This is a genomic window from Pseudobdellovibrionaceae bacterium (genome assembly GCA_020635075.1).
Classification (GTDB): domain Bacteria; phylum Bdellovibrionota; class Bdellovibrionia; order Bdellovibrionales; family UBA1609; genus JADZEO01.
In genome coordinates this window covers 2,230,500-2,244,725 of the sequence record JACKAM010000001.1, presented here as the reverse complement: position 1 = coordinate 2,244,725, position 14,226 = coordinate 2,230,500, and the positions used below count along the sequence as shown (strand labels likewise).

The 14,226-nt window shown below is 49.5% G+C and carries 12 protein-coding genes; 3 read left to right on the top strand and 9 right to left on the bottom strand.

Going from position 1 to position 14,226, the window contains the following annotated elements; translation table 11 throughout:
• Positions 1–122: 122 nt before the first annotated feature.
• Genes H6624_09655 through H6624_09645 form a run of 3 tightly spaced genes read right to left on the bottom strand, consistent with a single transcriptional unit; the run spans position 123 to position 3,931 of the window.
• Complete coding sequence (locus H6624_09655) at positions 123–1,523, bottom strand: mannose-1-phosphate guanylyltransferase/mannose-6-phosphate isomerase (protein MCB9084601.1); 1,401 nt, start codon at positions 1,521–1,523, stop codon at positions 123–125.
• 48 nt (positions 1,524–1,571) lie between these two features.
• Complete coding sequence (locus tag H6624_09650; GenBank protein ID MCB9084600.1) at positions 1,572–2,606, bottom strand: glycosyltransferase; 1,035 nt, start codon at positions 2,604–2,606, stop codon at positions 1,572–1,574.
• Positions 2,603–3,931 (bottom strand): glycosyltransferase family 4 protein, encoded by a 1,329-nt coding sequence (locus H6624_09645; protein MCB9084599.1) that lies wholly within the window; start codon positions 3,929–3,931, stop codon positions 2,603–2,605. Before H6624_09645 ends, H6624_09650 begins: the two co-directional genes overlap by 4 nt.
• Positions 3,932–4,095: 164 nt before the next feature.
• On the opposite strand from H6624_09645, the gene H6624_09640 reads away from it, so the two are divergent.
• From H6624_09640 to lhgO, 3 genes are read left to right on the top strand one after another with little or no spacing between them, the layout of a single operon-like run.
• Positions 4,096–5,385 carry an O-antigen ligase family protein gene (locus H6624_09640; GenBank protein MCB9084598.1) on the top strand — a complete coding sequence of 430 codons (1,290 nt, stop codon included), beginning with the start codon at positions 4,096–4,098 and terminating at the stop codon, positions 5,383–5,385.
• Positions 5,385–6,167: an FkbM family methyltransferase gene (locus tag H6624_09635; protein ID MCB9084597.1), complete on the top strand. Its 783-nt coding sequence runs from the start codon at positions 5,385–5,387 to the stop codon at positions 6,165–6,167. The genes H6624_09640 and H6624_09635 overlap by 1 nt, the downstream gene beginning before the upstream one ends.
• A gap of 10 nt (positions 6,168–6,177) precedes the next feature.
• Positions 6,178–7,359, top strand: a complete 1,182-nt coding sequence (gene lhgO / locus H6624_09630) for an L-2-hydroxyglutarate oxidase (GenBank protein ID MCB9084596.1) — start codon at positions 6,178–6,180, stop codon at positions 7,357–7,359.
• On the opposite strand, the gene H6624_09625 is transcribed toward lhgO, so the two are convergent.
• From H6624_09625 to H6624_09600, 6 genes are all read right to left on the bottom strand, one after another.
• Entirely contained in the window at positions 7,351–8,745 is a 1,395-nt protein-coding gene (locus H6624_09625; GenBank protein MCB9084595.1) for an oligosaccharide flippase family protein, read from the bottom strand. The two genes, lhgO and H6624_09625, sit on opposite strands and share 9 nt — an antisense overlap.
• Before the next feature lie 117 nt (positions 8,746–8,862).
• A complete protein-coding gene (locus H6624_09620) occupies positions 8,863–10,239 on the bottom strand; it encodes a hypothetical protein (GenBank protein MCB9084594.1) in 1,377 nt (458 codons plus the stop codon).
• A 15-nt stretch (positions 10,240–10,254) separates the two neighbouring features.
• Positions 10,255–11,043, bottom strand: a complete 789-nt coding sequence (locus H6624_09615) for a glycosyltransferase family 2 protein (GenBank protein MCB9084593.1) — start codon at positions 11,041–11,043, stop codon at positions 10,255–10,257.
• A complete protein-coding gene (locus H6624_09610; protein ID MCB9084592.1) occupies positions 11,040–11,669 on the bottom strand; it encodes an SIS domain-containing protein in 630 nt (209 codons plus the stop codon). Before H6624_09610 ends, H6624_09615 begins: the two co-directional genes overlap by 4 nt.
• Before the next feature lie 112 nt (positions 11,670–11,781).
• The gene (locus tag H6624_09605; GenBank protein MCB9084591.1) at positions 11,782–12,765 is read right to left on the bottom strand and encodes a GHMP kinase; all 984 of its coding nucleotides are present in this window, start codon (positions 12,763–12,765) and stop codon (positions 11,782–11,784) included.
• Positions 12,766–12,783: 18 nt separating this feature from the next.
• Positions 12,784–14,085: an HAD-IIIA family hydrolase gene (locus H6624_09600; protein ID MCB9084590.1), complete on the bottom strand. Its 1,302-nt coding sequence runs from the start codon at positions 14,083–14,085 to the stop codon at positions 12,784–12,786.
• Positions 14,086–14,226 lie beyond the last annotated feature (141 nt).

Here is a 14,226-nt window from a genome sequence, read left to right as displayed (position 1 = left end):
CCAGCGAGTTACAGGTTCTTGGGATTCCCGTTGGGCGCTTTTTCCAGCGAAAAGATGTTGTGACATCAATCCAAATGTTCGGCTGGTTCAAAATTTTACTGCTCACAGCAAGGCCTCTCTATTCAGCACCTTTGGTAATCGTCTTCATAGCGAACTATGTCGTCCTCACCGAAGTAGCTTCCAACTTGGACTTCCACGAAATCTAATGGTGTAGCGCCAGTATTCCTCATCCGGTGTTTGGCCCCAAGGGGGATATGGACGACTTTTCCACGCTGCACAGGGATGGTCTCGTCATTGAGGATGACCTCGCCCATACCTGAAACAACGACCCAGAACTCCTCACGCTTGGTGTGGGATTGATAAGAAAGCTGGGAGTGTGGATCTACTGTGATCACCTTGGACTTAAACTGATCAGTGTCTCGAAGGATCTCATATTTACCCCAGGGGCGAACTTCAAAGAGGTGCTCTTCAGCGGCTGGTTGTTTGGCCTCATGGAGTTTTGAGACGATTTCACGGGCTTTTTCTGAATAGCCCTTTTTTGCGATTAAAAGTGCGTCTGGCGAGTCCACCACAAGCAGATCATTGAGGCCAATCACACCGTAAACTTTGTCCCTGTTGGCTGGAAAAACAAAATTTGAGGATTCATCACAATCGGCAAAGGCTAGCTTTTCTCTCTGGATTTCGATTTGGCTACCGGCAACATCGGCGATGGCATCCCAGGACCCAAGATCATTCCAGCCAATGGAACAGGGAACGCAGGCTTGCCTGTCGAGCTTCTCCATAATCCCATAATCAATGGAAACCGAAGGTAGAGATCCGTAGACGTCTTCCAAATTGGAAAGATCAGCCTTGAGCTCCGAAATCGTCTCCCAAACATCTGGAAGATGCGTCTGAAATGCCTTGATCATAACTTTGGTTTGAAAAATGAACATCCCGGCGTTCCAGGAGTAGGCATTTGACTGGCAATAATCCTTCGCAGTTTTGAGATCGGGCTTCTCCTTGAAGCCTTTGGCGGCATAGGCCTTGAGGCTGCCACTTTCAATGACAGGAGTGTTAGGGTCCATTTCAATGTACCCGTATCCGGTTGCAGGATAGGTGGGCTTAATGCCGATCGTGGTGACATAACCCTTTAAGGCTGCCTGCTCCGCAGTATTGAGGGCTCGGGTGAACTCAGCTTCGTCTTCAATGAGATGATCAGCAGGGAAAATCCCCATCACTTGATCTTGCCAACCTTTGATTTCAAAAATCCGGCAGATCAGTGCTACGGCGGGGGCCGTGTTGCGGCCCATAGGTTCCAGGACCAGGTGAGATGTCGGCACCTTTCGGTCCTTCATGGTCTTTTCTGTAAGAACCTTCATATCTTTGGTTGTCACCACCCAGGGAGCACCCAAAGGCATTAGACGATCAATCGTTTCTTCAAATAGACTTCTTTCAAAAATCTGAACGAACTGTTTGGGGAAACTTTTACGCGAAATCGGCCACAGGCGAGTGCCGCTTCCCCCAGAAATAATCACTGGAATCATGAAATCTCCTCAATTGAGGCCACAATATAGATAAGGGCGAGGAAACCATCAATGCTCAAGTGACTGAAGGCTCACTTGGCTTGCCGCATCAGATGTGGATTTGCCCGTGTCAGGGGCCATCTTCAGGAGCAGCCGGGTCCAATCGCGCTCAAAAGACTCCATAGTGAAGCTCCTAGCCCACTCGATTGCCTCGGGAGGGACGTGCCCCTTGTCGAGGCATTGGCGCACATGTTGGGCCAAGATCTCTTGGTTGGGGCAGAGGGTCTGATCTGTATGGGTCAGAATTTCTTCCATGCCGCCTTCGCCGCTGCCCACAACTGGGGTGCCGACGAGGACCGATTCATGGGCCACTCGACACCAGCCCTCTTTAAACTGGGAAAAGGTGACGACGACATCACAGGCGGCAAGAAGCCGTATATAATCTTTGAAGTCGAGCTTAAGGTTTTTAACTGGCAAATCCAGGGGGCCTTCGCCTGAAGTGATGAGCTCATAGCCTTCGTTCTTTAGGGCCTCGTAGGCGAGATGGGTTCCCTTTTTTGGCTGTGGGTTGCCGATATAAACCATGGGTTTGTCGCCCAAACCAAAGCGCCTTTTGAAATCTTCGATCTCTTCATCAGAGATCTCATACAATTCAAGTTCATAGGGGCAGTAGATGAGGTGCACATCTGTAAATCCTCGGTCCTCAAAATATTTTTTCCAGTATTTTGAGATGACGACGATGGGATCTGATTTGCGGGCGAACAGGAAAAACAGCCTTTCAACACCTCTTTGGAAAATTCTTGAGGCTAGCGGGCTCAGTGTTTCGTCAATATGAAAGACAATAGTCAGCCCATGTTTTTTTTTGAGAGGCAGAAAACTTGTTTGGAAATTTCGAATCAAAAACCCATTGGGGAATAGCGAGGTCAGCAAAAGCCGCAAGACGTAGACCGGAAATTCAATAAGGCGAAACCAGCCCTTAAGGTGAAAACTCAGATCGATGGGCTCATGGCGAAAGTGCTTGGAGAGCACTCGGTCCACATAGCGCTCGTAGACATTGCCCCCATAGCCTCTTCGCGAAGTGGAGAATTTTTGAATCTTGTTCATGATTGTTGTCGAGCCTCGACGAGAGTGGAGGACGTGCGCAAGGCCGCCCGAACATCTGCCAGCTCATTAGCCAAATCGCGAGCGGTCTCACTCCAGCGAGTCTGTCGGTAATGGTCTTTGATGTACTTTTCAGCATCTCGGATTTTTTGTGGATCTAAGATGTAACTGAGGCAAAGGCTCTCGCATTCGTCGACAGACTCGGGGTCGAAATACCGGGCAAAGGAACTCCCTGCCTCAGGGATTGAAGCGGCTCCCGATGCCAGGCAGAGTTTCCCGTAGGCGAGGCTTTCAATAACTGGAAGCCCCCACCCCTCGTATCTAGAGGGATAAAGGGTGAATAAGCAATTTTGATAAAGCCAGGCCAATTCGTTATCCGAGCAGTTTTGTAACCACACCAAGTGATCATTGAGTTCAGGGTGAGACTTTAAATAGTCCAGAGTTTCCTGGATCATCCACCCTCGCCTTCCGGCAAACACAAGGCGTGGAGTCTGCTCCCCGAGGCGTTCAATAAGGCGTTTCCATGTCTTTAGCAGTAGCAGGTGATTTTTTCTGACCTCCAAGGTCGAAACATAGAGACAAAAAGGCTTTCCCTCAAGGCCCTCAACCTTTTCCGATTGATTGAGAGAAGCAAAGTCTGATCCAAGGTGAATGCGCATAAAAGTAGGTTTTTTGAGATTCTCGGTAATGGACCATTGGCGCAGATCTTCCCTGGTATTGTCGGAGTAAACGAGCACAGCTTCCGATTCCATAAGGACCTGGCGGATGTGTTCTCGAAAGTGCGTGCCGAATCGTTGCTCATAAAAATTTGGAAATTTTATGGGGATGATGTCATGAACCAAATGAAAAAAACGAATCCCGAACTTCTCTTTGAAATAGGGTAAATAGGGGACATAGTTGTGGCGACCCCATGTCACATCAAGTGCAATGAGAGAATCACCATGCCCAAAGGGACAATCAAACTCCTTGTAGTTACTAAAGAGGAGGATTTTTGCGGCCCCCACTCCCTTCAAGATCGACCGTTTGACATCGCCCAAAAGAGGGATCAGATTCTCCGGAATTTGACTGCGGACAAAGCTTTTAAAATGAAACTGCCAGTTACGGCGAAGGCCACCTTGTTTCGTGTCCTTAATGGCGGCAGCCAAATCAGTAACCACGGTTTTAGGTGCTTCCTTGAAAGTCTTTGTGTCGGGATCAAAGCTAACGAATTTGGTATCAGGATCAAGCTTCATATATTCATGAATAATGGACACAGAGACCCGTTGCATTCCTGTCAATGGACCCGACCAACCAACTAAGCTTGAGACATCAAACCAAACACGACTCACTGATCATCCAACTCCGAATTTGTTCCCTTTTTCATGCACCTAATAAGGGTGATGCATCGTTTAAAAAACCTTAATTAAAAGTGTCTACAGTGTCAAAGGTAGAGATTGTTCTTGGGGTTTTCGTGGCTTACTCTACGCACTGATTCAAGGAGCAGTGTGCGTTTGTGGCTCGGGTTGTGTTTTATATTCCACATTTTCTCATCGGATTTCTTCTCTTCTCTCTCCCTGTGTCGATTGCAGGAATGGAGCTCTTTGGCTGGCTGCTCGCCCTAGGGAGCCTTGTCAGGGCCCTGTGGATTCGCGTGCAAAAGAGGGCCCCTTTGGGCTTGTGTGTTGGTCCCGAGTACATGCTTTGGGGGCTCTGGGGAGTGGCGGCCCTTGGTGCCGCGATTCAACAGTCCCACGGAGCTGATCTCGTTTACATCATTGGTAATTTTCGCTGGGTTTTACTCCTTTATGGCTACAGTTTGGCCCTGCGCTGGGAGCCCGAGTTTAGGCCTAAGTGGCTTGTGGGGCTTGTGGCGCCAGTTTTATTGATTGTGAGCCTCTATGGGCTGGTGCAGGTCTTTACCGGTGTGGACCTGGTTCGTCCAGGTCGTGAGATTCATAGCCTGGTGCTGGCAAATGTGCAGATCTTTCGGGCTGCCGGGTTTTTTAATAACCCCATGACCTTTGCTCACTTGTTTGCCCTATGGTTCTGTCTGTTGCTGGGAGTCATTCTGGTTGGGGGAGTGGGTGATCGAGCGAGATTGTGGCTCAGGTGTGTCGCCCTGGTTGTGGCTATGGCTTTGGTGTTGAGCCTCATTCGTGGGGTTTGGATCAGTGTGACTGTGGCCTCCCTCGTCATGCTTGGCCTTTACAATCGACGGATATTCATTAGGGCCAGCCTTGGGCTGGGCCTGGTATTAGCAATTCTTGTTGTTGCTGTGCCACCTATTCGGGCGCGGGTGGTCTCCATTTTTGCGACGGATAACGTCTATAACCGCGATCGGGTGACCCTGTGGAAGGCCAATTGGGAGATTTTTAAAGATCATCCTTTAGTGGGAATAGGCTATACGGAAAACGAAAGGCGTATTGGCGAGTACTATCAGCGCATGGGCATTGAAAAAGGCTTTCATGGCCATGCCCACAATGTCTACTTGCAGTTTTTGGCAGGTACTGGGCTTTTGGGGCTTGGGTGCTATTTAGGATTTATCCTTTATTTTTTGCTTTTGACCTATCAGCTTTGGCGGAGAATTCCGCCGGAAGAGGCTTGGGATCGGTCTTTGGCAATAGGGGCGCTTGGTGCCCAGATATCCCTTCATGTGGGTGGAATGACGCAAAACAACTTCTCCGATGGGGAAGTGACCCATAATTTCATTTTTATTCTGGCGATCGTGGTGGCACTTAGTTACAAGCATTTGAGTCGTCCTCTCTATTGGCGAGAGCTTTTTGCCCGAAAGGTAGGTGCGTGATGGGACTTTTGGGATCCATTGTACGCTATGGAAAATGGAGTATGCAGGTCAAACCCTGGTGGACGGTGTTTCCCAATCAGCTCAAACTCATTCCCCAGCGTGCGGATATGTCAGTTGAGCTTGTCAATGGGCAGAAGTACCAAATCAGGCCCAACACTCGGGATTTAAACGAAGTTCTAGCGGTGGGCCTTGGGTGGGAGTATCGGGGAATCCCCACCGATCTTGGCACTCCCAAAGTCATTTTTGATTTAGGGGGACACATTGGTGTGTTTACTGTTTGGGCGCGCTCCTTGTTTCCCAGTGCTCGGCTGGTCACCCTTGAACCAAATCCAGATAACTTTAGGCTTCTTAAAGAAAATGTGGCGGCCAATGGTCTGAGCGATACGACGACTTGCTTGCCAGCTGCGGTGACGGCTAAGGATAAGAAGGTCAAACTTTTTTTGTCCACCAATAATAACGCCCATTCATTGATGGAGGGCGAGGGATCCGTTAGTAGCGATTACATTGAGGTTGATGGCAGAAGCCTTGAGGGATTGGTCAAGGAATATGCACCAGACTTTGACTATGCCATAAAGATGGACATTGAAGGGGCTGAGTACGAAGTGCTTGCGGCAAGTCGGGAATTTATTCAGCCAGCCAAGTTTATCGTCATGGAGTGGCACTTTGACGACACTAATCGCAATCAAAAGTGGAAATGGCTCATTGATTATTTTACTGAGCTTGGCTTTGCACCGGTTGAGCTGTCAGATCGCACCGCTATTTGGACAAAGATGGTGATGTAAGTTGTCGGCGATTACGGCTGATTTTGTCGTCGTTGGTGCGGGGATTATGGGTTTGGCCATGGCCCGAGAACTGCGAGGGGCCTACCCAAAATCCAGCATTATTGTACTTGAAAAAGAATCCCAAGTGGCGGCCCATGCCAGTGGGCGAAATAGCGGCGTGATTCACGCCGGATTTTACTATTCTCCGGATTCCCTTAAAGCAAAATTAACTCGCAAGGGAAATCTATTGCTTCATGAGTTCTGTGATGTCTTCGATGTGCCTGTTCTTCGCTGTGGCAAGCTCGTTGTGGCCCGTAATGAGGCTGAAGACTTAGTGCTTGATACTCTTTTTACTCGGGGGCAGGCCAATGGTGTACCGGTTGAGCTGATCGATAGTGAACAGGTTAAAGAAATTGAGCCCAGAGCCAAAACTTTCCGTCGCGCCCTTTGGTCGCCGAGCACATCCAGCGTGGACCCGGTCGCCGTTTGCCAATGTCTTTTGGATCAATTGAAATCATCCGGAGTTCAAGTGCGATTGAGTGAGGGTGTTCAAGTAATCTCTAGGACGGGAGAGATTGAGACCACAAAAGGAAGTCGGATTTCAGCTGGGTTTGTGTACAATTGCGCGGGGCTTTATGCCGATCGGATGGCTCAACAAATGGGCTTTGGTGATAAGTACCAAATTCTTCCCTTTAAAGGGATCTACCTAAAACCCGCTGAAATGGCGTCTCCATTAAAGACCCATGTGTATCCGGTCCCAAACTTAAAGAATCCTTTTTTGGGAGTTCATTTCACTCTCACCGTGCAAGGTGAGGTGAAAATTGGGCCCACAGCGATTCCGGCATTTTGGCGGGAGAATTATCAGGGATTTGATAACTTTAATATTTCTGAGCTGGGTCAAGTGGGTCGACTTGAAGCCACCATGTTTCTTAAAAACACGGGTGGCTTTAGGACTCTCGCCCTGAGCGAGATGAAGAAGTACCGCATGGAGTACCTCCAGGATTTAGCCGGTGAGTTGGTTTCGGGCATTGATTTGAAAAAATTCAGTCAATGGACAAGGCCTGGCATTCGCGCCCAGCTTGTGGAGAAAAAGACTTTAAGTCTTGTTCAAGACTTTGTTGTGGAACGAGACGAAAAGTCTTTGCATTTTCTCAATGCTGTGTCGCCTGCATTCACCAGCGCATTTGCAATGGTAAAAGAAGCCCTACCGTGAATGCAAGATTGCTTGCAAAGTCTGGGGCAATGATAAGAGCCTGCGAAAATCCGGATGCGTCCATACACCGACTTTAATGCGGGCATAGAGCCACATCCCTACTGTTTGAGAAGTCAGCCCCAAAAAGCTTCCCCAAGCCACACCAATGGGGCCAAAGAGCTTAGCTCCAAGAATTCCACTTGCCACCATTAGAGCTGCAGCCGAAACGGTAATGATCATCATGGGTTTTTGGTTACCCGTCATCATCAGCGTATAGCCAGGCGAGCCGGAAAGGATGTGGCACAAATAACCGCCAGTTAAAATCAGCATGACGGGGGCACCTGTTGAGTAACCTGGTCCGAAAACGAGCTCAAGAATATCGGCGCCGAATGCCCAGTAAACCAAAAACAGACATAGAGCAGGTAAAAAGGCCAAAAGAGATGTGCTGCGCAAAATAGCTTCCATCCCATCTTTGTCGCCGACGGTGTGGCGTTCAGCCAGAAATGGGGGAATTACCGCGTTGACGATGGCAAGGGGCATGGTGGTGAGAAGAGTGATCCTCATGGCAGCCCCATAGTAGGCCACCTGGGCCTCAGAGCTAAAAAACCCCACCAGCCACAAATCCGCCTGACTCAGGGTGAACAAGGTGAGCGAGGTGAACAAAAAGGGCCAAGAAAAGGAAAGGAGTTGTTTAGTACCCGTCCATTCAGCCTTTCCTAATTCTGACAGCTGAGGAGTCAAAAGCATGAGGCTCAGAAGAATGGACAAAAAGCAGGATGTCACGGAGACAAGGACCACGGCGTGTAAGGTCGCCGGGACTTCAAGAATCATAAGAAGTCCCAGTGAGGCCAAAGTAAAAAACTGGGTGGAAAGGCCACCAAACACCGTAGCATGATCAATCTTTTGTAAGCCTCGCCAAGTTTCAGCCACGAGACTTTGGATAGAATAGAGTGCCGCCCAGAGTGCGACCCAGCCAATTTCAGAACTCAAATTGTCTGACGAAAACAAATTATGGGCTAAGTCCTTGGCAAAAGGCTGATTGAGGAGGATGGCTAATAGGACTGAGAGTCCCAAGACGAGTTGAAGAGAACTCAAAATATGACCCTTGACTCGTCCGGTTTGTTTGATGGCCATTTCAGAGGCGAGAAGTTTCACAATACCGTGATTAAGACCAATCTGAGCCACAATGCTAATAACCGCCACAAGGCTCAAGCTTAGGAAATAGGCACCCATGTCTTCCGCACTTAATAATCGGGAGGCTAAGGCGTTGACAGCAACGACAAGAACGACGGAGCCGATGCGGCCCATAAGGGCCCAGATTCCACCGACAGCGATCTTGCGACCAATTGACTGCCGGGTGGAGTCGTCGGGATTTAGTTCTGTACTCGGACTCGGTTCACCGTTCATAGAATGGATTTGTCCTTATTGGGTCTGTGACAAACAGGTCTAGATAACCCTAGCGTCAGAAAGCTTTCAAGTGGCAAGGCAAAAGGGAGTCGATTGAGTCGCGGTGGGTCAAATTGTCTATTGGGTGATTCTCACGCTGCCGAGGTCAAAATACTGAGCCCAGGCCATGTTGTGCCACTCTTCGGGGTTGGGAGTGAGGTCTTCGTTAAAGATAATCTTGGGTTTATTTTTTAGAGGCGAAAACACTAGGCTTGAGCCTTTGTTGGCTAGGGCTGCCTGCTCGCTCTTTACTTGCCGCTCTTTCCACTCGCTACTGAATTTTGAGGCCTTGGCGAGATCGGTGAAGGCATGACGGTGGTTGCCGACCAAAAACAAACTCACCAGAGCTAGGGGAAGAAGGACTCTCGGGGCAAAAAGATTGGGCCACCGGGAACGAAGCCGTTCAAATTTTTCGGGCTTTGCGTGAACCCAGTGAATGAGGTTGAGAAACCAAAACAGGAGATACCAATAGTAAGTCGTATTATCGACTCGCTTTGGAGGGTTGCCACCCATGGCCCACATGGCGGGGAAAAAGGCGGAAAAAAGCATCAGGGCAAATAGGGTTCTTGGGATCCACGTCGGCACTTGGGCGACAAGAGTTTTTGTGAGGCGATCTTTGTTGTCGAGACACCAAACAATGGCAAGAAGAGAAAATAGAATCAAAGCCGGGCTTAAGAACTGCACAAAGTGCTCAATGCTTGCACCGACTGTTCTGTAAAGAGCGTAAAAAGGCCTGTGCGCATCTTCAAAGTGACTGGTGCGCACACTGTTGCCGGGAGCCAGAAATACAACCGCTGAGCCCACGGCACTCAAAAGAGTCCCAAGGATAAGATGTCTGGAAAGCCTTCGGTGTTGGAGAAAGAAAAAAAGCTGAAATATTAAAATCCCCGTCATCCATTGGAGCATAATGGTTTCATTGCAGCCGACGACAATGGGACCGACGAGAACGACAAATAGCCATTGTCTTTTCGTTAGATCGCCATGACGAAACAGGTCCACCATAAGGCCCGCTGCCAAGGTCGTAAGTATAAGGGGAAAAGTATAAGTGACCGATCCGGCTAACCAATAAAAGGCCTGAACAGGGATTTGCATAAAGCTTATGGTCAGAGAAAACAACAGGGTAGCCACAGTCAGGCTTCGGGTTTTATCCAGGGAATTGACAGTCCATTTTCGGCAAAAATAAACGAGGCTTGCCCAAAATCCACCGAGGAGAACAAGTGGAATCAGAGGAAATCCCCAGATCCACTTTTGCGCCACGGGGTTAAGGCTCAACAAAAACGTGGCAAGGTAGCGACCTGACCAGGACGTGTACACATGGCCTTGGGCCGCCCACAAACCGTGATCTAAAACGTAATTGGCGTAGGCAAAATCATCGGTCGATGGGTAACTAAAAAAAGCCAGGATAAAATAAGGAACCAGGGAGAGAACAAGCACCGGGAGTAAAATGCGCTTCATAGCTCATTATCCTCTTTAGAACCGACTGTATTTGCTGAGGTTTCGCATAGCAAACTGGGAGAGCCTTAAGGCCGCGTGTGGGAGGCTAAGGCCCTCGACCTCGCGGTAAATGCGCCAGGTGTTTCTGACCGACTCAAACTTATCGGCCGAACGAGAAGCATCCACAATTCGGTAACGGGCTAAATCTTGATTGAGACCATAGCAGGCATGGCCCTTTTTGATGAGATCTAACCAGAGAATAAAATCCTCGTGTTTGGTTTCTTGAAACTCCACGGGACCGGTCTTTGTTTTGTCGAGAACAACAGTCAGGCAGCCGATGCAGTTTTGTTGCAGAAGACGTGAGTAAGTGATTTCCTGCGGGACCTCAATGAGGCGGCCTTTTTTGTGTCCTGCCACATCGATGCGGCGAAAGGCCGTGCAGGTAAAGGCGTAATCGTTTTTGCGCATAAAATCAATTTGCTGAGTGAGTTTATCAGGAAGCCAAAGATCATCGCTGTCTAAAAAAGCGATGTAGCGCCCCTGGGCTTGGCTAATGGCATAGTTACGCGAAAGGGCTAAGCCCTTCCCCTGAGGGACTTGAATGAGTTTGATTCTCGAGTCCTCTTTGGCTCTTTGCTGCACCAGCATGGGCGTGCGGTCAGTCGTACCCGCGTCCATTACGACGAGCATTTCCCAATGGGGATAAGTCTGTGACTGAACTGAATCCATGGCCTTGTTGATAAAAGCCTCGGAGTTATAGACCGGAGTGATGATTGAAACCAGTTGATCAGAGTTTGAGTTAACTGTGGTCTCTTGTTGGCTCACTGATTTCCACCGGCCTCGTCGCGAAGTTTAGCCAGAATTTGACCAAGACATTGAAGCACAATTTGGTGGCAATCTTCGACAATGCCGTAGTTTTTAAATTCAAAATGAAGAGGTAGATCCGCCAGGTCTCTGCACTTGCCGCCGTTAAAGCCAGTGAGGCTAATGGTTTTGACCTTCATCTCTTGGGCTTTTTCAATCGCCTTACAGATATTAGGGCTGTTGCCGCTGGACGAAATCGTAATCAGCACATCCCCTTCTTCAGCATACATTTGCAGCTGAGTGGCAAATATTTCTTCGTAACCGTAGTCATTGGCAATGGCAGTGAGAATGGGGCCGTTTGCAGCCAGGGAGGTCACCTTTAGTGGCGGTTGCCCCGGACTCAAAGTGCCCTTACCGAGATCACAACTGAGATGATCTGAAATGGCGGCAGAGCCCCCATTGCCCGCTAAGAATATGCGCTGGCCTCTTTTGGCTGCTGTCATCAGGATCTCGCAGGCCTGATCGAGAAGTTTGGTGTCCAAACTGCTTAGGGCTCTAGTGAGAGATTGGGTGTAGTTCTTGTAGTAATCCGCTGGCGAATTACCTTCGAATATCTGATTGAGATAGCGTGGGTCTTGTATAGTCATGGCTCCGTTTATATGCCATGTCGCAAATAGGTTCCAGGTTCTTTTTTGGATTCTCGGTACCAGGTACCCAATATGGGCCGCGTGGCATCAAAGGCCGGATAGGTGGGCTCCCCTATTCGGCGTAAATCACCTTAGAGCCGTCATTTTCAAACTTGAAATCGCGGTGATCAAGACCGGCCTCAGTGAGCTTCTGGCACAAAGTCTTTTGCTTTTCCGGAGGGCAGCAGACAAGAAGAAAGCCCCCACCGCCGGCACCGAGGACCTTGCCGCCAAAGGCGCCACTGTCCATGGCGAGGTCGTAGTAACGGTCGATGCCCTCATTGGTGACTCCGCTGGCCATGCCTTTTTTGAGGAGCCAGCTTTCATTGAGCAGACCACCAAAGCGCTCCATTTGGCCCTCATAAAGGGCCTCGCGGCCCTTCCACACAAGCTCGACCATTTGCTTAAGGCGATCGAACTTGTCGGACGACATGAGATTTTTGCGTTGCTCATCGAGGATGGCCGAAGCCGAGCGGCTTTGTCCGGTGTAAAACAAAAGCAAATGGTCTTGGAGAGCCTGATGAATGTCAGTCTTGAGATAAATGGGCTCGACCGAAACTTCCTCGTTGGCCGCATAGGTGATGAGGTTCAGTCCACCAAAGGCTGCCGCATACTGATCTTGCTTACCGATGGGCTCACCTAAGTCTTTGATCTCCACCTCGCAGGCTTCGCGGGCGATTTGCTCTTTAGTGACAAATCGTCCGAGCCGACTGTGGAGGTTGTGTAAAACTCCCACGGTAAAGCAACTTGAGCTACCAAGACCTGTGCCAGCCGGGATATCGGCGATGGAGCTGACTTCCAGGCCGCCAGTAAATCCGAGTTTTTTGACGACGGTCTTAAGAATGGGATGCTCAATCTGATCAACTGAATCGACGGTCTCAGTTTTTGAGTACTTCATCCGCAGTTTGTCTTTTTCAAAATAGTCGTGAGACGAGATGTACATATACTTGTCGATTGTCGCACTTAGGGTCGCGCCGGGTGATTTCTGGTAAAACTCGGGGAGGTCACTTCCGCCACCGAGAAAACTCATGCGAAATGGGGTTTTAGTGATTATCACAGTGGTCTCCTCGGTGTATTAGGGCTGTTGCAAGATATAATCGACTGCGCCTGCTAAAGAATCAAACATTTGATCGGGAGTTTGATCTCGGTATTCACCCACGCGGCCCTGGGCCTGTTTGACGCCCAAGCATGCCTTAAGCTTTGCGCTGCGGCCAGCACCGATGTCCCGCCAAGTGTCGCCGACGATGTAAGACTTGGTGAGATCAAGGTTAAAGAATTCGGCAGCTTGGTGGATCATGCCGGGGCCGGGCTTTCGGCACTCACAGTTGACTTTATACTCCGAGCGCTCACCCTCAAAACCACCATCCGGGTGATGGGGACAAAAGTAAATGGCGTCAAGCTTGGCCCCTTCTTGTCCGAGAAGACTCTCCATTTTTTTGTGGATTTCTCTAACGCCGGCTTCATCGGTGAGTCCTCTGGCGACAACAGGCTGATTGGTGACGAGGACTGTGAGGTAGTCACTCTTGTTGAGCTTTTTGAGTGCTTCTGGGACTTCCGGGAAAAGTCTAAAGTCTTTGGCGTCGTGGAGATAATCTTGATGGGGGCAAATCACACCGTCACGATCCAAAAACACGGCTGGCCTGGGGTTTTTGCGGTTGAGGCGGGATACTTTGCCGGAGCGGACATCGCGCTCGACAGCATCGAGTCTTTCAGGATTGCCCATGTCTTTGAGGTACTCAGCCGAAGGGTAGGCATAGAAGTTTTCTTGTTTTACCAGACCTGGAAAGACGTCTCTTCCCAGGTCTGCGAACTTGCCTTTTTCAAGATGCGAAAAAATCTTGGGGCTTAAAACATACACGGCTGCATTCACTTGGTTGTGATACCAGCGATTTGGGTCATGGGGCTTACCGTGAAACTGGGTGATCTTGTGGTTGCCGTCAAACTCGATCAAGTCACTGTCGTGGGGATGATCGTTGGGATGGACCATCAGCGTGGCAACAGAGTCTTTTTTGGATTGGTGAAACTCCATCAGGTTTTTAAGGTCGATGTCGACCAGGACATCTCCATAGACGACAAGGAACTCACCTGGGAGTTTACTTTCGGCATCCTTAAGGGCTCCAGCCGTACCGAGTGGAGTGTCTTCCACCAGGTATTCACACTTAAGACCCCACTTGGAGCCATCTCCACAGTGGGCTTCGATTTTCTCACTCAGATAGCCTGTGAGTAGTAAGACCTCTTTGACCCCTTCGCGGGCGAGCCATTCGAGTTGGTAATCCAGCAGGGGTTTACCGGCAATGGGCACCAAGGATTTTGGGATGTCTTTGGCAAGATCTCCCAGTCGGGTTCCCTTACCACCAGCTAAAATTACAGCTTTCAAGATGACCTCTCTAATGACGCACTAACATATTCACTGGGAGGGGGTTTGGCAATGCTTGGGGGTGCCGGGTGTTAATACTGGTTACCGGGTAGGAGATTCCAGAGGTGGGGCTCAGAGTGCCTTGTTCAGTGTGATCCGCTT